This window comes from Variovorax sp. SPNA7, from assembly GCF_033807855.1.
Taxonomy (GTDB): domain Bacteria; phylum Pseudomonadota; class Gammaproteobacteria; order Burkholderiales; family Burkholderiaceae_C; genus Variovorax; species Variovorax beijingensis.
Map to the genome: position 1 here is coordinate 5,450,314 of NZ_CP138513.1, position 16,188 is coordinate 5,466,501.

Below are 16,188 nucleotides of genomic sequence, written 5' to 3' on the forward strand. Positions count from 1 at the left end.
TTCTTGCTACTGAATGGATACGTTGAAGCATGCGTCGAGACTGCTGAGGTCCGTCACTGCCAGAACGTACTCGCCAGCCGACAGGCTGACCGTATTGCCGGTGCGGGCAATCAGGCCGCCCCTGAAGATGTCGAAATCGGGATTGGATCCCGACGGACCGCCATTCACGACGATCTGGTAGCTGCGGTTGGCAGGCGCTGCGAAGCGAACATAGGAGAAGTTGCCGAGCTTGTTGCCTGTGCCGGCGTCGTTGGAAACGCAGGCCTGGGTCACGGCGCCGCCCACGGCCGCCACCCGGTACATCGGAATCGCGACCGGAATTGCGCCGTCGTTGGTTTCGGCGCCGCCGAACGGATCGTTGTCCGTCGCGTTGATGCTCTGCCCGCCGAGCAGGGCCGCCAGGGCCGAAGCGCTGCCCGGGGCGGTCGCGTTGAAGGCCGCCGAGAAAGGATGGATCGAGGTGACGGCCGCTCCGCTCCTGAACTGGAAGCCGGTCAGCGTGTCGTGGATCGGCTTGAAGCCCACCTGCTGGTTGAGGTTCCAGAAAATCGACTGGATCGAGGTCTCGCGGTACCAGCCCGGCTGGGTTGCCGCACCGGCGGAAAGGTCGATGTTGATGCTCTCCCGAACGGACGCCTGTTGCGCGCCGCCCGAATCGACATAGTTCCGGCGCCCCAGCGCGATGCCCGACCAGGCGTTGCCCCAGCCTTCCGAAAACGCGAGCCGGCGATCGGTACGCTGGCTCTGGCTGTGGTCCCCGCCCATCGAGTCGTCGCGGCTGAAGGAGGATTGGTAGTAGTGCCCCCACTCGTGGGCAATCACCGAGGTGTCGTATTCGTCGGTATCGACGTCTTCCTTGCCCAGCACATAGATTTCGCGGCCGTTGCTGCCCCTGTCGACGAAGAAAGTGGTGCCGATCTGCCCCGCCGCGACGCTACCGGGGGATGGCGCATTGTTGACGCTCCAGAACACGCGCAATGCCGGAAACGCCGTTGCAGGCGCCACCGAGACCACCTTCTGCATGGCGGTGTAGACCGTATCGAGGATGGCGAACGGTGCCGCCACCCGGTCCTCGGTGTAGCCCGAACCACCCCATCCCGACGGTGCGTGGAGGTCGCGCACCGAGGCGGCCGCGCCGGACGAGAAGGCGGGGCTTTGCATGGTGTAGAGGCCGCCGGAACGCGTGTTGTCGCGCACCGTCACATCCCAGCTTGCGCCCGGGCCGCTTCGAACCAGCTGGGCCTTGACCCGCACCGCGATCGCCGTGTTCGCGGGCACGGACACCGCATAGGCACCGTTGTCGTCGGTGGTGGCCGTGGCCAGCTGCGCGGACGTTGCCACGTTGAGCACTTCCACCATGGCCCCTCGCACAGGCCTGGGGGCAGAGCTGGCATAGACGAGGGTGCCGTTCGGATTCGGCACGGATTCGTAAGTGGCCGTGCCGCTCAGGGTCACCGGACCCGCCACTGGCAGCGGGAAGCCGGCCAGGCCGCCGCCACCTCCCCCGCCTCCGCCACCGCAACCGGCCAGCAGCGCCGCGGCAACACATGCCGCGATCCATGCAGAAGAGTTCCTGTAGCTCATAGCTTGTACTGCCCTCGTTTCAGCCCCGGCCCTGCTTGCCCCGAAGAATACCGGTGCGCGAGGATGCCACAGTTGGGAGACAAATAAGAAAAGCCCGCTTGCATTTCTGCAAGCGGGCTTTTCAGGAAACGCGGCGCGAGGCCGGGTTTACTGCAGCTTGATCTCGACGTCCACGCCGGCCGGCAGGTCGAGCTTCATCAGCGCGTCCACGGTCTTGTCGGTCGGGTCGACGATGTCCATCAGGCGCTGGTGCGTGCGGATCTCGAGCTGGTCGCGCGAGGTCTTGTTGACGTGCGGCGAACGCAGGATGTCGAAACGCTTCATGCGGGTCGGCAGGGGCACGGGGCCCTTGACGATCGCGCCGGTGCGCTTGGCGGTATCAACGATTTCGGCTGCCGACTGGTCGATCAGCTTGTAGTCGAACGCCTTCAGGCGGATGCGGATTTTTTGCTTGGTAGCCATGGTGATTCCTTTGCGTGCGGCTTAGATGTCGAGGATCTTTGCCACGACGCCCGAACCCACGGTGCGGCCGCCTTCGCGGATGGCGAAGCGGAGACCCTCTTCCATCGCGATCGGGTTGATCAGCTTCACGGTGATGCTGACGTTGTCGCCAGGCATGACCATTTCCTTGTCCTTGGGCAGCTCGATCGCGCCGGTCACGTCCGTCGTGCGGAAGTAGAACTGCGGACGGTAGTTGTTGAAGAACGGCGTGTGACGGCCACCTTCGTCCTTGGACAGCACGTACACCTCGGCGGTGAAGTGCGTGTGCGGCTTGATCGAGCCGGGCTTGCACAGCACCTGGCCGCGCTCGACTTCTTCGCGCTTGGTGCCGCGCAGCAGCACGCCGACGTTGTCGCCAGCCTGACCCTGGTCGAGCAGCTTGCGGAACATTTCCACGCCGGTGCAGGTGGTCTTGACGGTCGGGCGGATGCCGACGATCTCGATTTCCTCGCCGACCTTGATCACGCCGCGCTCGACGGCGCCGGTCACCACGGTGCCGCGCCCGGAGATCGAGAACACGTCTTCCACGGGCATCAGGAAGGTGCCGTCCACGGCGCGCTCGGGCGTCGGGATGTAGGTGTCCAGCGCTTCGGCCAGCTTCATGATGGCTTCTTCACCGAGCTTGCCCTTGTCGCCTTCCAGGGCGAGCTTGGCCGAGCCGTGGATGATGGGGGTGTCGTCGCCGGGGAACTCGTACTTGTCGAGCAGCTCGCGCACTTCCATTTCGACGAGCTCGAGCAGTTCGGCGTCGTCCACCATGTCGCACTTGTTCAGGAACACGATGATGTAGCCCACACCCACCTGGCGCGCCAGCAGGATGTGCTCGCGGGTCTGGGGCATGGGGCCGTCGGCGGCCGAGCACACGAGAATGGCGCCGTCCATCTGGGCCGCGCCGGTGATCATGTTCTTGACGTAGTCGGCGTGGCCGGGGCAGTCGACGTGGGCGTAGTGGCGGTTGGCCGTCTCGTACTCGACGTGGGCGGTGTTGATGGTGATGCCGCGGGCCTTTTCTTCGGGCGCCGCGTCGATCTGGTCGTAGGCCTTGGCTTCGCCGCCGAACTTGGCCGACAGCACCGTGGCGATGGCCGCCGTCAGCGTGGTCTTGCCGTGGTCAACGTGACCGATCGTGCCCACGTTCACGTGCGGCTTGGTGCGGGTGAATTTACCTTTTGCCATTTTTCAATCCTTGAAAGAGCATTCCCGTGTATTGGTTTTATGTCTGCATCCGATTGCTGGTTCGCCCCGCACGGGAACAGGGCGGCACCGGATCGCAGACAAGTTGGGCGGCGCCGTGCGTCGCCCGACGTTCTTGAAAACTTACTTTGCGCGAGCGGCCACGATGGCTTCGGCCACGTTACGGGGAGCTTCGGCGTAGTGCTTGAACTCCATCGTGTACGTGGCGCGGCCTTGCGACATCGAACGCAGCGTGGTCGAGTAGCCGAACATTTCCGACAGCGGCACTTCGGCCTTGATGGACTTGCCGCCACCGATCATGTCGTCCATGCCCTGCACCATGCCGCGGCGTGACGAGAGGTCGCCCATCACGTTGCCGGCGTAGTCTTCAGGCGTTTCGACTTCCACGGCCATCATCGGCTCGAGGATCACGGGGTTGGCCTTGCGGGCGCCTTCCTTGAAGCCGAAGATCGCGGCCATCTTGAACGCCATTTCGTTCGAGTCCACGTCGTGGTACGAGCCGAAGTGCAGCGTGACCTTGACGTCGACGACGGGGTAGCCCGCCAGCACGCCTTGCGTCAGCGCTTCCACAACGCCCTTTTCCACTGCGGGGATGTATTCGCGAGGAACCACACCGCCCTTGATGGCGTCGACGAATTCGAAGCCCTTGCCGGCTTCCTGCGGCTCGAGCTTGAGCACCACGTGGCCGTACTGGCCCTTGCCGCCCGACTGGCGCACGAACTTGCCTTCGGCTTCTTCGACGGTCTTGCGGATCGTTTCGCGGTAGGCCACCTGCGGCTTGCCCACATTGGCTTCCACGCCGAACTCGCGCTTCATGCGGTCCACGATGATTTCGAGGTGCAGCTCGCCCATGCCGGCGATGATGGTCTGGCCCGATTCCTCGTCGGTCTTGACGCGGAACGACGGGTCTTCCTGAGCGAGGCGCTGCAGGGCGATGCCCATCTTTTCCTGGTCGGCCTTGGTCTTGGGCTCGACGGCCTGCGAGATCACCGATTCCGGGAACACCATGCGTTCGAGCGTCACGACGGCTGCCGGGTCGCACAGGGTTTCGCCCGTGGTGACTTCCTTCAGGCCCACGCAGGCGGCGATGTCGCCGGCGCGGATTTCGTTGACTTCTTCGCGGTTGTTCGCGTGCATCTGCACGATACGGCCGATGCGTTCCTTCTTGCCGCGCACCGGGTTGTAGACGCTGTCGCCCTTGGTCAGCACGCCCGAGTAGACGCGAACGAAGGTCAACTGGCCCACGAACGGGTCGGTCATCAGCTTGAATGCGAGCGCCGAGAACTTCTCGTTGTCGTCAGCCTTGCGGGTGACGGGGGCTTCGTCTTCGTCGGTGCCGTTGACCGGCGGAATGTCGGTCGGAGCGGGCATGTATTCGACGACAGCGTCGAGCATGGCCTGCACGCCCTTGTTCTTGAAGGCCGAGCCGCACAGCATCGGCTGGATTTCGCCGGCGATGGTGCGCTGGCGAATGGCCTTCTTGATTTCCTCTTCGGACAGCTCGCCGCCTTCGAGGTACTTGTTCATCAGCTCTTCGCTCGCTTCGGCAGCGGCTTCGACGAGCTTTTCGCGGTATTCGTTGCAGACGTCGGTCAGGTTCGCGGGGATTTCACCGTAGGTGAAGGTCACGCCCTTGTCTTCGTCCCAGATGATCGCCTTCATCTTCACGAGGTCGACGATGCCCTGGAAGTGCTCTTCGGCACCGATCGGGATCTGGATCACGACGGGGTTGGCCTTCAGGCGGTCCACCATCATCTGGCGCACGCGCAGGAAGTCGGCGCCGGTGCGGTCCATCTTGTTGACGAACGCGAGGCGCGGCACCTTGTACTTGTTGGCCTGGCGCCAGACGGTTTCCGACTGGGGCTGCACGCCGCCGACAGCGTCGTACACCATGACGGCGCCGTCCAGCACGCGCATCGAGCGCTCGACTTCAATGGTGAAGTCCACGTGGCCAGGGGTGTCGATGATGTTGATGCGGTGTTCTTCGAACTTGCCGGCCATGCCCTTCCAGAAGCAGGTGGTGGCAGCCGAGGTGATCGTGATGCCACGCTCTTGCTCTTGCTCCATCCAGTCCATCGTGGCGGCGCCATCGTGCACTTCACCGATCTTGTGGTTCACACCGGTGTAGAACAGGATGCGCTCGGTCGTCGTGGTCTTGCCGGCGTCGATGTGCGCGGAGATGCCGATGTTGCGGTAGCGCTCGATGGGGGTCTTGCGGGACATGATTTACTTTCGGGTTAAATGCGTTGAGCGCTGGGCCTCGAGCACGGGCGACGCCGCCCGAAACTCAACACCCAACGCCCAAGCGAAGTTTGATTCTTAGAAGCGGAAGTGGCTGAATGCCCGGTTGGCTTCTGCCATGCGGTGCACTTCGTCGCGCTTCTTCATGGCACCGCCACGGCCTTCCGTGGCTTCCATCAGCTCGTTGGCCAGGCGCAGGGCCATCGACTTCTCGCCGCGCTTGCGGGCGGCTTCCTTGATCCAGCGCATCGAAAGCGCCAGGCGGCGCACGGGACGCACTTCGACCGGCACCTGGTAGTTGGCACCGCCGACGCGGCGCGACTTGACTTCGACCATCGGCTTCACGTTGTTGATGGCAACGGTGAAGGCCTCGAGCGGGTCCTTGTCAGGGTTCTTCTTTTCGATGAAGTCGAGCGCGCCATAAATGATGCGCTCGGCAACAGCCTTCTTGCCGCCTTCCATGATCACGTTCATGAACTTCGACAGCTCGACATTGCCGTACTTGGGATCCGGCAGGATTTCACGTTTGGGGACTTCGCGACGACGTGGCATTTTTCTAACCTCTTTGCTTCAGTTGGCATCGTTTCCGATACCGCGAGAGCCATTCCGGACCCTCACTTACTCGACCCGACATTGGGTCACTTCGTTCGATGTGCCCGCCAAGGCAACCGAACACCGCTTGTTTGTTTTCTACGACAGGAAGGCTTAAGCCTTCTTGGGACGCTTCGCGCCGTACTTGGAACGCGACTGCTTGCGGTCTTTCACGCCTTGCAGGTCGAGCGAGCCGCGCACGATGTGGTAGCGAACACCGGGCAAGTCCTTGACACGACCGCCGCGAACCAGCACGACGCTGTGTTCCTGCAGGTTGTGGCCTTCGCCGCCGATGTAGGAGATGACTTCGAAGCCATTGGTCAGACGGACCTTGGCAACTTTACGAAGCGCCGAGTTGGGCTTCTTGGGCGTCGTGGTGTAGACGCGGGTGCAGACACCGCGGCGTTGCGGCGAGTTCTGCATGGCAGGGCTCTTCGAATTGATCTTTTCGACCGTTCGACCCTGACGCACCAGTTGATTGATGGTTGGCATGAATGAATTAGTCCCAAAACAACCCGGCTTTTGGCTGTGAAGCCGCCCCTGACTTGTCGTGACGCAAGGCAAGGAAACCGGGAATAACGAAAACGTGAAACCCTTCGGAAAATTCCGAAAAGCCCACGAGTATAGCAGGCGGGCTTGAAACGGCAAGGACAGCATCGGCCGGCGTTGCCTGGCGCCCTTCCTTACTTGATCCAGAGCCGGACGGCATCCCAGGCGCGGCCGAGGATGCCCGCCTGCTCGACGCCTTCCAGCGCCACCAGCGGCACGTCCGCCAGGGGCTGGTCATCCAGGGTCACCTTGAGCGAGCCCACCGGCTGGTACTTGGTGAACGGCGCCACCAGCGGATCGGGGCGCGCCACCTGGGTCTTGATCTTGTTGGCGGTACCGGCCGGTACCGCGACCACGATGGCTTCCGGGCGGCCCAGCTTGAGCGTGTTGGCCTTGCCCTTCCAGACCGCCGGCGTGGCGGCCGGCTGGCCGGCGTCGAACAGGCGCACGGCGTCGTAGGCGGTGTAGCCCCAGTTCAGGAGCTTCTGCGATTCGTTCGCGCGCACGGTTTCGCCCGAGGTGCCCAGCACGATCGACAGCAGCCGGCGCCCGCCGGTCAGGTTGGGGAAGTCGCGCTTGGCGGTGGCGATCATGCAGTAGCCCGCCGCCTCGGTGTGGCCGGTCTTCAGGCCGTCGACGGTCGGGTCGCGGAACAGCAGCAGGTTGCGGTTGGTGTCGTTGGTCGACGGCGTGCCCGGGTAGCGGTATTTCTTGATCGCGTAGTACTTGGCTTCTTCCGGGAAGTCGCGCACCAGTCGCGTCGCGAGAATGCTCAGGTCGCGCGCCGTGGTGGTGTGGCCGGGCGCGGTGAGGCCTTCGGGATTCTTGTAGGTCGTGTTCTTCATGCCCAACACCTTGGCCTGCGCATTCATGAGCTCGACGAAATGCTCCACGGTGCCGCCCACGCCTTCGGCCAGCGCCACGGTGGCGTCGTTGCCCGACTGCACGATCAGCCCCTTGATCAGGTCTTCGACCGGCACCTGCATCTTGGGATCGATGAACATGCGCGAACCGGGCATCTTCCAGGCGCGCTGGCTGACCGGCAGCGTCTGGGCCAGCGTGATCTTCTTGGCGCGCAGCGCATCGAACACCACGTAGGCCGACATCAGCTTGGTGAGCGACGCGGGCTCCACGGGGCTGTCGATGTCCTTCTGCGCGAGGATCTGGTTGGCCGTGACGTCCAGCAGCAGGTAGCTGCGTGCGGCGATCTCGGGCGGCGCCGGCACCTGGGCAGCGGCGATCATGCAAGCCGATGCGGCGGCGGCCAGCACCAGCGCGCGAAACGCGTCAAGAAAACGATTCATGGAGCAATAGGGAAAACGGGAGAGACGGGAGGAAACGAAAACTCAAGCCCGTGAGGCTTTTCATGCGGCGCCCGCACGCAGATGGCGGACAACCAGACTTTTGAGGAGGGGCAATTGTCCGTGAAAGAAATGGCCGCCCCCCGGAATAACCGTGACAGGCAGTGACTGCGGCCGCGCCCAGTCCATGACCGCCGCCAGCGGCACCGTGTCGTCGGCCTCGCCGTGAACCACCAGCGTGCGCTCGTGCGCCTCAGCCGGCAGCGTGGCGACGGAAAAGCGCGAAGCCGCCGTTCCGACCAGCACGAGCTGCCGCAGGTCGCGGCCGGCCCAGAGCTTTTCGGCCGCGCCGCTTGCCACGAAGGCGCCGAACGAAAAACCGGCAATCGCCAGCGGGCCCTCGGGCGCGAGCTGGGCGACGACGTTCATCATGTCTTCGCACTCGCCGCGCCCTTCGTCGTGCACGCCTTCGCTCGCACCCACGCCGCGGAAGTTGAAGCGCACCGCGGTCCAGCCGCAGGAGACGAAGGCGCGCGCCAGGGTCTGCACCACCTTGTTGTCCATGGTGCCGCCGAACAGCGGATGCGGATGGGCGATCACGGCAATGCCGCGCGCGGCCTCCGACGGCTGATCGCGCTGCACCTCGATGACGCCGGCGGTGCCCTGGAGGCGGATCTTTTCGGTCTGGGAATTCATGATGCGAGGAATGGAACTGACCGGCCCCGAGGGCTTGGGTGCACGGTACGAGCGCGGGATCCCGCCAAAAGTTCAGCGGCCCACATCGGGAGGCAGCAGCAGGCGCTCGACGACCTGGCCGTTCTTCAGGTGCGAGTCGACGATCTCGTCGATGTCGTCGGCATCGACGAAGGTGTACCAGACCGCGTCGGGATAGACCACCGCCACCGGGCCGCCGGCGCAGCGGTCCAGGCAGCCCGCCTTGTTGACGCGCACCTTGCCGGGACCGGCCAGCCCCGCCTCCTTGACCTTCGCCTTGCAGCGGTCGAAACCCGCCTGGGCGTTGTGCAGGGCGCAGCAGTCTTCCCCGTTCTTGCGCTCGTTCAGGCAAAAGAAGATGTGGCGGCCGTAATAGCCGCGCGGCGCGGCGGGAGAGGAACTGGGCATCGGGAGATTTTAGTGACGCCGCCGCACGCCATCAGCTTGCCGGCCGCCCCCGGCGCGACAGCGCAGCCACCACATAGGCAAGGACCGCGAACGGCCACAGCCACCCGAGCCACTGCGCCAGGCCGTGGAAGCGGATGAAGCGCCCCTGCTCCCAGGTGGCGAGGGTCTGGGCGAAATACGCGCTCTCGGGCGCCTGGTTCAGCAGGCTCAGCTGGATCACCAGCGCCACCAGCAGCAAGGCCGCGCACAGCCGCCGCGGCGCGCCGAGCAGCAGCACGCCGGCAACCAGCGCCGTCGCGATGCCGACCTGCACCGGCAGGCCCAGCCATGCCCATGCGTGCTCGGGGCCGTAGCTCAGCGCCGCCGACAGCGCCGAGGCGCCGATGCCCGCCAGCAGCGTGAGCGGCAGCAGCACGGCACGCCGGACGACCGTGCGCGTCACCATGAAAGCCAGCAGGCACGGCACCAGGGCACCGAGCATCACGCACAGCAACTCGACGGCTGGCACCAGCGGCTCCAGCTCGAACTGGCGCAGCGGCATCCAGTCGATGAAGGGCGTGTCGAGCAGCCACTCCGAGACCGCGACTTCGAGCCGCTCGAACACCTGGCCGAGCCCGAAGGTCACGGCAGCCGGGAACAGCAGCGCCAGCGGCCACAGCGCAAGCAGCACCAGCGCGCCGCGCGAGTCGTCGACGAACCACTGCGAGCGCGTGCGGCTCCAGTGCGCCACCGCGCCGAGCCGTTCGAGCCCCGCCGCGAGCAGGGCTCCCAGCAGCGCGCCGGAGCTGTTCAGGCCCAGGTCGACATTGGAAGGAATGCGCGCGGGCAGATAGCTCTGCAGCGTTTCCATGGCAAAAGCCACGGCCGCGCCGGCCAGCGTGGCGCGCAGCACCGCACGCCAGACGCTGGCGTCGCGCCGCGTCCGCAATACCGCCAGCGCACACAGGAAGCCGAACGGAACATAGCCGCCCACGTTGACCGCGAAATCGAAGCCCGTCCAGTACTTGGGCCACGAGGCCGACAGGTAGGCCCACGGCGCAATGCCCTGGTCGCGCCAGTCGGCGAACGGGTACAGGCTGGCATAGACGATCAGCGCCGCGTAGGCCAGCGCCAGGGGCAGCGCGGCGGACTTGTGCTGCGTCTCCACCGTGGCTTTCGGGCTCAGAACGGCTTGACGACCACCAGCACCACGATGCCGAGCAGCAGCAGCACCGGCAGTTCGTTGAACCAGCGGTACCAGCGGTCGTTGCGCTGGGTGCCGCCGGCCACGAAGCGGCGCAGCAGCACGCCGCAGGCATGGTGGTACCCGATCACTGCCAGCACCAGCGCCAGCTTGGCATGCAGCCAGCCGTTGCCCGGGCCGCGCCCGATGCCATAGCCCAGCCAGAGCCAGAGGCCGAAACCCAGCGCCGGAACGGCCAGGAAGGTCGTGAAGCGCAACAGCTTGCGCGCCATCAGGAGCAAGCGCTCGCGTTCGGCCACGGACTCGGGCGGCACCATCGCCAGGTTGACGAAGATCCGGGGGAGGTAGAACAACCCGGCGAACCAGCTGGCAATGAAGACGATGTGAAGAGATTTAACCCAGAGCATGGGGCCAGTTTAGTGGCCGGCCGCGCCGTGCAGGCCGGGCTTTGGCGCCGGCGCGGATGCAGCGGGCAAAAAAAAGCCCGACGTCTTCACGTCGGGCTGGGAAGCCCTTTTGCTGTCACACATCAAGGCACCCGCTCAGGGAGGAAAAGCGGGGAGCGGTAAACCGCCCGCTTTTGAATTTAACAAAGGCGAAACAAAGTTTCAAGCGGCCCGGGCCAGATTCTTTGACATTTCCACGCAAAAAAAGAGAACCTTCGGTCTACCCGCCCGGATGGTCATCGGACAACACTTGGCCAGCCGTCCAGCGCACGGATGGAGGCTTCAGGCACAATTTTCCGTCTATGACGCCATCTTCCTTTGCCATGTACCCCGCCGGCCGTCCGCGCCGCCTGCGCCGCGACACCTTCACCCGCAACCTGGTCAGGGAGCATGCGCTGACGACGCACGACCTCATCTACCCGGTGTTCGTGCAGGAAGGAGAGAAAAAGCGCGAGGCCGTGGCGTCGATGCCCGGCGTGGATCGCCTGAGCCTCGACCTGCTGCTGCCGGTGGCCGAGCAGTGCGTGGAGGCCGGCATCCCGGTGATGGCGCTCTTTCCGGTGATCGATGCGAGCCTCAAGACGCCCGAGGGCGACGAGGCCTTCAATCCCGACGGGCTGATCCCGCGCGTGGTCGCCGCGCTGAAGTCGCGCTTTCCGGAGCTCGGCGTCATGACCGACGTGGCGCTCGACCCCTACACCAGCCACGGGCAGGACGGCCTGCTCGACGACACCGGCTACATCCTCAACGACGCCACCGTTGAAGTCCTGGTGAAGCAGGCGCTCACACAGTCGCAAGCCGGCGTCGACATTGTGGCGCCGAGCGACATGATGGACGGCCGCATCGGCGCGATCCGCACCGCGCTGGAAGCCCGCGGCGACATCCATACCCGCATCATGGCCTACAGCGCCAAGTACGCGAGCGCCTTCTACGGCCCGTTCCGCGATGCCGTGGGCTCGGCCGCGACGCTCGGAAAGAGCAACAAGAAGGTCTACCAGATGGACCCGGGCAACAGCGACGAGGCGCTGCGCGAGGTCGGCCTCGACATTGCCGAGGGCGCCGACATGGTGATGGTCAAGCCCGGCATGCCGTACCTGGACATCGTGCGCCGCGTGAAGGACGAATTCCATGTGCCGACCTTCGCCTACCAGGTGAGCGGCGAATACGCGATGCTCAAGGCCGCCGCCCAGAACGGCTGGCTCGACCACGATGCGGTGGTGCTCGAGAGCCTGCTCGCCTTCAAGCGCGCCGGCGCCGACGGCGTGCTCACCTACTTTGCGCTCGACGCCGCGCGGTTGCTACAAAAACAATAGCGCATGCGCATCTTCGAAATCGACCGCTCGCGCGTCAGCGAGCATCCGGCGCTGGCTCCTCTCGCGCTGCCCGGGGCGTGCGCCGCGCAAGGCTATCTCTGGATTTCGCTCACGCGGGACGAATTCCGCGCCTCGCTGCCCGAGGTCCAGCAGATCCTGCAGTCGCTCTGCCAGGCGCAGCTGGTCGACCTGCACGTGGCGGACCTGCTCAACGACCAGCTGCCATCGCACTACGACTACACCTCGCAATACGACGTGCTGGTGTTCCGGCGCCTCTCGAGCGGTCCCGGCCAGGCGGCGCTGGGCAACGGCAAGGGCACCACCGGCGGCGAGCCGCCCCTTCCCGCGCCCTTGCGCCACGGCCCGCCGGTGCTGCGGCGGGTCGACACCCGTCCCGTGGGTTTCGCGCTGTTCGACCGCGTGCTGCTGTCGGTGCACCCCGAGGACGGCGCCGTGCGCGACGCCTTTGCCGCCCGGCTGCTCGCCGCCGGATCGCCGGACGACAAGGGCGCCCCCGCGCTGGACGTGCGCGCCACCTCGGCCCGCGTGCCCACCGGCACCGCCGACCTGATGCTGCGCGTCATCAACCAGATCGTCGACGGCTACCTGGACATGCGCCGCGAGCTCACGCGCCAGCTCGACCACTGGCAGACCGAGCTGATCGATCCGCGCAGCCGCTTCACCAACTGGGGCGCGCTGATGGAAGCCCGGCAGTCGCTGCACCACCTGGACGAGATCTGCGAAGACCAGCGCGCGGCCATCCAGGACTGGATCGATTCGCTCGAGACGCTGCCTCCAGCCCAGGGCGAGGCGGAGCAGCGCGAACGGGAACTGATCATGGTGCGAAGCCGCGACGTGCTCGAGCACATCGAGCGCGTGGTGCACCACGTGCACCGGCTCGAGCAGAACGCCGAAACCGCGGTGCAGATGCATTTCAGCGTGCAGGGCCACCGCGCCAACGACATCATGCGGGTGCTCACCGTGCTGACGGCCATCTTCCTGCCGCTCAACCTCATTGCCGGCATCTTCGGCATGAACTTCGAGTTCATCCCGCTGGTGCACAAGGCCGACGGCTTCTGGATCGCCATGATGGCAATGCTGGTGATCGCGCTGCTGCTGGTGCTGGTGTTCTGGCGCAAGCGCTACCTCGCACGCACGCGCTGAAGCTCGCAAGCCGCCCTGAAAGCAAAAAGGCCACGCGATTGCGTGGCCTTTTTGCTTGCCCGCGAGGGGCAGCGGTCTTGCCGGTCTTACTTGGCGACGGCGCCCGAGCCTTGCTGGGCTTGAACGCGTGCGTCCATCGGGTGGACCATCGTCGAGATGACCTTGCTGTTGACGCGCGAGCCGCCGGTCACGTTCTGGTCGGGAGCGTAGGCGGTGCGAACGGCTTCGGCTTCCACGAGCGCACGGTCCTTCGACACGGCGACCGTTTCCGGGCCGCGCGAGCCGCGGGTCACGTTCTGGTTCGGAGCCGATGCGGCGCGCACGGCTTCGGCGTTGACTTCGTCGCGGCTCTTGGTCGAGACGGCGGTGTTCACGCCTTCGTAGGATTCGGCTTGGGCGCCGGTGGCGGCAAGCAGGGTCAGGGCAGCGGCGGCGAGGATGTGCGAGGTCTTCATTTCAATTCCTTGTGTTCGTTGGATGGTTCGTCCACCAGGCTCGCTCGTTCGTTCGTGCTCACCTGTGCGGCGAGTTTCCAACTGAACGGCCTTTGTAAATCACGCGGAACAGAGACACCGTGTTTCCTCTATTGAAACAATCACGCCCCGGCGGCATGCACACGATCGAAAGACGCGTTGGCGGCTGCAAAAGGCGGTCATCCCGGAAAATCGCGGCAGGCTGGTCATGAAACGGAAACAATGGGCGCTTTGACATGGACAGTCTCGATCTGATCAGAACCTTCCGGGAAGTGGCCTCGCATGGCAGCTTCTCGCACGCGGCAAAGAAGCTCGACATGTCGAAGGCGACGGTCAGCAAATACGTGGCGGAGCTCGAAACGCGCTTCGGCGTGCGCCTTCTCAACCGCTCCACGCGCTCCGTGAGCCTGACCGATGCCGGGCAGTTGCTGCTCGAGCGCAGCACCCCGGTGCTCGAAATGGTGGAACTCACGCAGGCCGAACTGCAGGAGCGCGCCAGGCAGCCCGGCGGCCGGCTGCGGATTTCGGCGCCGCACGGCATGGGCAACGGCGAGTTTCCGAGCCTGCTGGCCGAATTCATGCGCTATTACCCGGACGTGAGCATCAGCCTGCAGCTGACCAACCGCGCGGTCGACCTTGCGGAAGAAGGCATCGACGTCGACATCCGTAGCGGCCCGGTCGCGGACGCCAACCTGATCGTGCGCAAGCTGATGCTCATGGAGATGGTGGTCTGCGCCTCGCCGGTGTACTGGAAGAAGCACGGCAAGCCCGAGCATCCGCGCGACCTCGCGGCGCACGAGGCGCTCACGCATTCGCTGCTGGGCGCCCAGCCGGTCTGGCGCTTCGACGACGGCGGCGAGCCGCTGGACGTGCCGGTGAAGAGCCGCATGGACTGCACCGAGGGCGCGCCGCTGATCCGGGTGGCGATGCACGGCTTCGGCGTGATCTACCTGCCCTCGATCCTGGTGCAGTCGCACATCGACCACGGCGAGCTGGTGCCGGTGCTGCAGGGCTATGCGCGCAAGGACATGTGGCTCTCGGCCGCCTACCTGCAGCGGCGCCACAACAGCGCCGCGCTGCGTGCGCTGCTCGACTTTCTGCAGACCCGCGTCGGCAAAGGGCCGGGCTCGCAAAAGAAGAAATAAGGCAAGGCCCGGCACGCCGAGCCCCGGCCGCGCTCAGCCAACGTGCTTGGCAAAGAACGCGAGCGTGCGCGTGCGCGCGAGCTTGGCGGCCTCGGCGTTGTAGGAGCCGCGCTGGTCGCAGTTGAAGCCGTGGCCGGATTCGTAGACGTGCACTTCCACCTCGGGATGCGCCTTCTTGAAGGCTTCGATGGTGTCCAACGGGATCCAGTGGTCCTGGTTGCCGAAATGCGCGAGCACCGGCACCTTGGGCTGGCGCGCGGTTTCCTCCGGCGTGGTCATGCCGCCGCCGTAGTAGGGCGCCGCGGCGGCAACGCCGGGAACCAGGCTGGCGGCGCGCCAGACCAGCAGGCCGCCCCAGCAATAGCCCACGATGCCCACTTTGCCGGCCTTGGACGCATAGGCCACGGCGGCCTCGATGTCCTGCAGCACGCCGGGCGCGGGCAGCGCCTCGACCGCGGTCTTCAGCGCGAAGCCGGCCTTCATGTCCTCGTCGCTGTAGCCGAGCTCGACGCCGGGCTTCACGCGATGGAAGGTCGAGGGCGACACCGCCAGGTAGCCGTCGGCCGCGTAGCCGTCGGCCACCGAGCGGATGTGCGAGTTGACGCCGAAGATCTCCGGCACCACGACCACTGCGCCGCGCGGCTTGCCGGCCGGTTCGGCCACGTAGGCGGGAAAGGTGAAGCCGTCCTTGGCTTTCAGATCGATGAATTGACCCATGATGTCTTGCTCCTTGATGGCAACTGAGAAAAAAAGGCCGGGTTAGGGGCGCAGCGCCCGCTCGACGAAGTCGAGGCGGTCCTGCCCCCAGAAAATTTCACCGTCGATCACGTAGCTCGGCGCGCCGAACACCTGGATGTCGATCGCTTCCTGCGTGTAGGCCTCGTAACGCTCCTGCACCGCCTGGCTCTGCGACTGCTCCGCGCGCTTGGGCGACAGCCCGCATTCGACGACCAGCGAATCGAGCACCTTCGGGTCGCCGATGTTGCGCTCCTGCACCCACACGGCCGCGAACACCGCCGCGCACATGCGCATGGCGGCCTCGGTGCCGTCGTGCATGTCGACCGCGATGATGACCCGGGCTGCGTCGTCGCTGGCCACCGGAAAGAACTTCGGCTTGGTGTTCAGCGGCAGGCCGAGGTGGCGCGAACAGCGTGCGAGGTCGACCAGCCGGTACGCCTGGCGCTGCGGCGCGCGCTTGCCCAGCGGCAGCCCGCCCGACACCGGGAACACGCTGCCCAGGTCGATCGGCCGCACACGCACCGTGGCGCCGGCGGCTGCGGCGATCGCGGCAAAGCGGGAATGCCCCAGATAGGTCCATGGGCTCTGTGGCGCAAAGTAATAGTCGATCGTCTTGTGCATTCAATAACCTCCGTGCTTCGCA

Annotated in this window: 17 protein-coding genes; 3 read left to right on the plus strand and 14 right to left on the minus strand. The window is 65.5% G+C overall.

Annotation, left to right across the window (positions count from 1 at the left end; genetic code table 11):
* Nucleotides 1-6 precede the first annotated feature (6 nt).
* The 11 genes from RZE77_RS25575 to RZE77_RS25625 form a co-directional block, all read right to left on the minus strand.
* Complete coding sequence (locus tag RZE77_RS25575; protein ID WP_319439817.1) at nt 7-1,584, minus strand: hypothetical protein; 1,578 nt, start codon at nt 1,582-1,584, stop codon at nt 7-9.
* Nucleotides 1,585-1,731: 147 nt separating this feature from the next.
* The gene (gene rpsJ, locus RZE77_RS25580; protein WP_007838118.1) at nt 1,732-2,046 is read right to left on the minus strand and encodes a 30S ribosomal protein S10; all 315 of its coding nucleotides are present in this window, start codon (nt 2,044-2,046) and stop codon (nt 1,732-1,734) included.
* A gap of 21 nt (nt 2,047-2,067) precedes the next feature.
* On the minus strand, nt 2,068-3,261 hold the full coding sequence (gene tuf / locus RZE77_RS25585) for an elongation factor Tu (RefSeq protein WP_012745744.1): 1,194 nt from the start codon (nt 3,259-3,261) through the stop codon (nt 2,068-2,070).
* A 141-nt stretch (nt 3,262-3,402) separates the two neighbouring features.
* The gene (gene fusA, locus RZE77_RS25590) at nt 3,403-5,502 is read right to left on the minus strand and encodes an elongation factor G (protein ID WP_015867670.1); all 2,100 of its coding nucleotides are present in this window, start codon (nt 5,500-5,502) and stop codon (nt 3,403-3,405) included.
* A gap of 96 nt (nt 5,503-5,598) precedes the next feature.
* On the minus strand, nt 5,599-6,072 hold the full coding sequence (gene rpsG, locus RZE77_RS25595) for a 30S ribosomal protein S7 (RefSeq protein WP_007829591.1): 474 nt from the start codon (nt 6,070-6,072) through the stop codon (nt 5,599-5,601).
* A gap of 153 nt (nt 6,073-6,225) precedes the next feature.
* Nucleotides 6,226-6,603, minus strand: a complete 378-nt coding sequence (gene rpsL / locus RZE77_RS25600) for a 30S ribosomal protein S12 (protein WP_013543948.1) — start codon at nt 6,601-6,603, stop codon at nt 6,226-6,228.
* 191 nt (nt 6,604-6,794) lie between these two features.
* The gene (locus tag RZE77_RS25605; RefSeq protein ID WP_319439818.1) at nt 6,795-7,964 is read right to left on the minus strand and encodes a D-alanyl-D-alanine carboxypeptidase family protein; all 1,170 of its coding nucleotides are present in this window, start codon (nt 7,962-7,964) and stop codon (nt 6,795-6,797) included.
* Between the two features lie 60 nt (nt 7,965-8,024).
* Entirely contained in the window at nt 8,025-8,657 is a 633-nt protein-coding gene (locus RZE77_RS25610; protein ID WP_319439819.1) for an alpha/beta hydrolase, read from the minus strand.
* Between the two features lie 72 nt (nt 8,658-8,729).
* Complete coding sequence (locus tag RZE77_RS25615) at nt 8,730-9,083, minus strand: (2Fe-2S) ferredoxin domain-containing protein (RefSeq protein ID WP_319439820.1); 354 nt, start codon at nt 9,081-9,083, stop codon at nt 8,730-8,732.
* A 31-nt stretch (nt 9,084-9,114) separates the two neighbouring features.
* Nucleotides 9,115-10,230 (minus strand): VanZ family protein, encoded by a 1,116-nt coding sequence (locus RZE77_RS25620; protein WP_319439821.1) that lies wholly within the window; start codon nt 10,228-10,230, stop codon nt 9,115-9,117.
* A 14-nt stretch (nt 10,231-10,244) separates the two neighbouring features.
* A complete protein-coding gene (locus RZE77_RS25625) occupies nt 10,245-10,673 on the minus strand; it encodes a CopD family protein (RefSeq protein ID WP_319439822.1) in 429 nt (142 codons plus the stop codon).
* Between the two features lie 362 nt (nt 10,674-11,035).
* Here RZE77_RS25625 and hemB point away from each other — a divergent pair, with 362 nt between their 5' ends.
* Both hemB and RZE77_RS25635 read left to right on the plus strand, forming a co-directional pair.
* Entirely contained in the window at nt 11,036-12,025 is a 990-nt protein-coding gene (hemB, locus tag RZE77_RS25630; RefSeq protein WP_319442415.1) for a porphobilinogen synthase, read from the plus strand.
* A 3-nt stretch (nt 12,026-12,028) separates the two neighbouring features.
* Complete coding sequence (locus RZE77_RS25635) at nt 12,029-13,189, plus strand: magnesium transporter CorA family protein (RefSeq protein WP_319439823.1); 1,161 nt, start codon at nt 12,029-12,031, stop codon at nt 13,187-13,189.
* 86 nt (nt 13,190-13,275) lie between these two features.
* Here the strand turns inward: RZE77_RS25635 and RZE77_RS25640 are convergent, their stop codons facing one another.
* A complete protein-coding gene (locus RZE77_RS25640; protein ID WP_319427999.1) occupies nt 13,276-13,644 on the minus strand; it encodes a DUF4148 domain-containing protein in 369 nt (122 codons plus the stop codon).
* Between the two features lie 254 nt (nt 13,645-13,898).
* On the opposite strand from RZE77_RS25640, the gene RZE77_RS25645 reads away from it, so the two are divergent.
* A complete protein-coding gene (locus RZE77_RS25645) occupies nt 13,899-14,807 on the plus strand; it encodes a LysR family transcriptional regulator (protein ID WP_319439824.1) in 909 nt (302 codons plus the stop codon).
* A gap of 33 nt (nt 14,808-14,840) precedes the next feature.
* On the opposite strand, the gene RZE77_RS25650 is transcribed toward RZE77_RS25645, so the two are convergent.
* Entirely contained in the window at nt 14,841-15,524 is a 684-nt protein-coding gene (locus RZE77_RS25650) for a dienelactone hydrolase family protein (protein WP_319439825.1), read from the minus strand.
* A gap of 42 nt (nt 15,525-15,566) precedes the next feature.
* The gene (locus tag RZE77_RS25655) at nt 15,567-16,166 is read right to left on the minus strand and encodes a 2-hydroxychromene-2-carboxylate isomerase (protein ID WP_319439826.1); all 600 of its coding nucleotides are present in this window, start codon (nt 16,164-16,166) and stop codon (nt 15,567-15,569) included.
* Between the last annotated feature and the right edge of the window lie 22 nt (nt 16,167-16,188).

Coding starts and splice junctions, on each gene's coding strand:
- RZE77_RS25575 (WP_319439817.1), bottom strand. CDS start 1,584: ATGAGCTACAGGAACTCTTCTGCATGGATCGCGGCATGTGTTGCCGCG.
- rpsJ (WP_007838118.1), bottom strand. CDS start 2,046: ATGGCTACCAAGCAAAAAATCCGCATCCGCCTGAAGGCGTTCGACTAC.
- tuf (WP_012745744.1), bottom strand. CDS start 3,261: ATGGCAAAAGGTAAATTCACCCGCACCAAGCCGCACGTGAACGTGGGC.
- fusA (WP_015867670.1), bottom strand. CDS start 5,502: ATGTCCCGCAAGACCCCCATCGAGCGCTACCGCAACATCGGCATCTCC.
- rpsG (WP_007829591.1), bottom strand. CDS start 6,072: ATGCCACGTCGTCGCGAAGTCCCCAAACGTGAAATCCTGCCGGATCCC.
- rpsL (WP_013543948.1), bottom strand. CDS start 6,603: ATGCCAACCATCAATCAACTGGTGCGTCAGGGTCGAACGGTCGAAAAG.
- RZE77_RS25605 (WP_319439818.1), bottom strand. CDS start 7,964: ATGAATCGTTTTCTTGACGCGTTTCGCGCGCTGGTGCTGGCCGCCGCC.
- RZE77_RS25610 (WP_319439819.1), bottom strand. CDS start 8,657: ATGAATTCCCAGACCGAAAAGATCCGCCTCCAGGGCACCGCCGGCGTC.
- RZE77_RS25615 (WP_319439820.1), bottom strand. CDS start 9,083: ATGCCCAGTTCCTCTCCCGCCGCGCCGCGCGGCTATTACGGCCGCCAC.
- RZE77_RS25625 (WP_319439822.1), bottom strand. CDS start 10,673: ATGCTCTGGGTTAAATCTCTTCACATCGTCTTCATTGCCAGCTGGTTC.
- hemB (WP_319442415.1), top strand. CDS start 11,036: ATGTACCCCGCCGGCCGTCCGCGCCGCCTGCGCCGCGACACCTTCACC.
- RZE77_RS25635 (WP_319439823.1), top strand. CDS start 12,029: ATGCGCATCTTCGAAATCGACCGCTCGCGCGTCAGCGAGCATCCGGCG.
- RZE77_RS25640 (WP_319427999.1), bottom strand. CDS start 13,644: ATGAAGACCTCGCACATCCTCGCCGCCGCTGCCCTGACCCTGCTTGCC.
- RZE77_RS25645 (WP_319439824.1), top strand. CDS start 13,899: ATGGACAGTCTCGATCTGATCAGAACCTTCCGGGAAGTGGCCTCGCAT.
- RZE77_RS25650 (WP_319439825.1), bottom strand. CDS start 15,524: ATGGGTCAATTCATCGATCTGAAAGCCAAGGACGGCTTCACCTTTCCC.
- RZE77_RS25655 (WP_319439826.1), bottom strand. CDS start 16,166: ATGCACAAGACGATCGACTATTACTTTGCGCCACAGAGCCCATGGACC.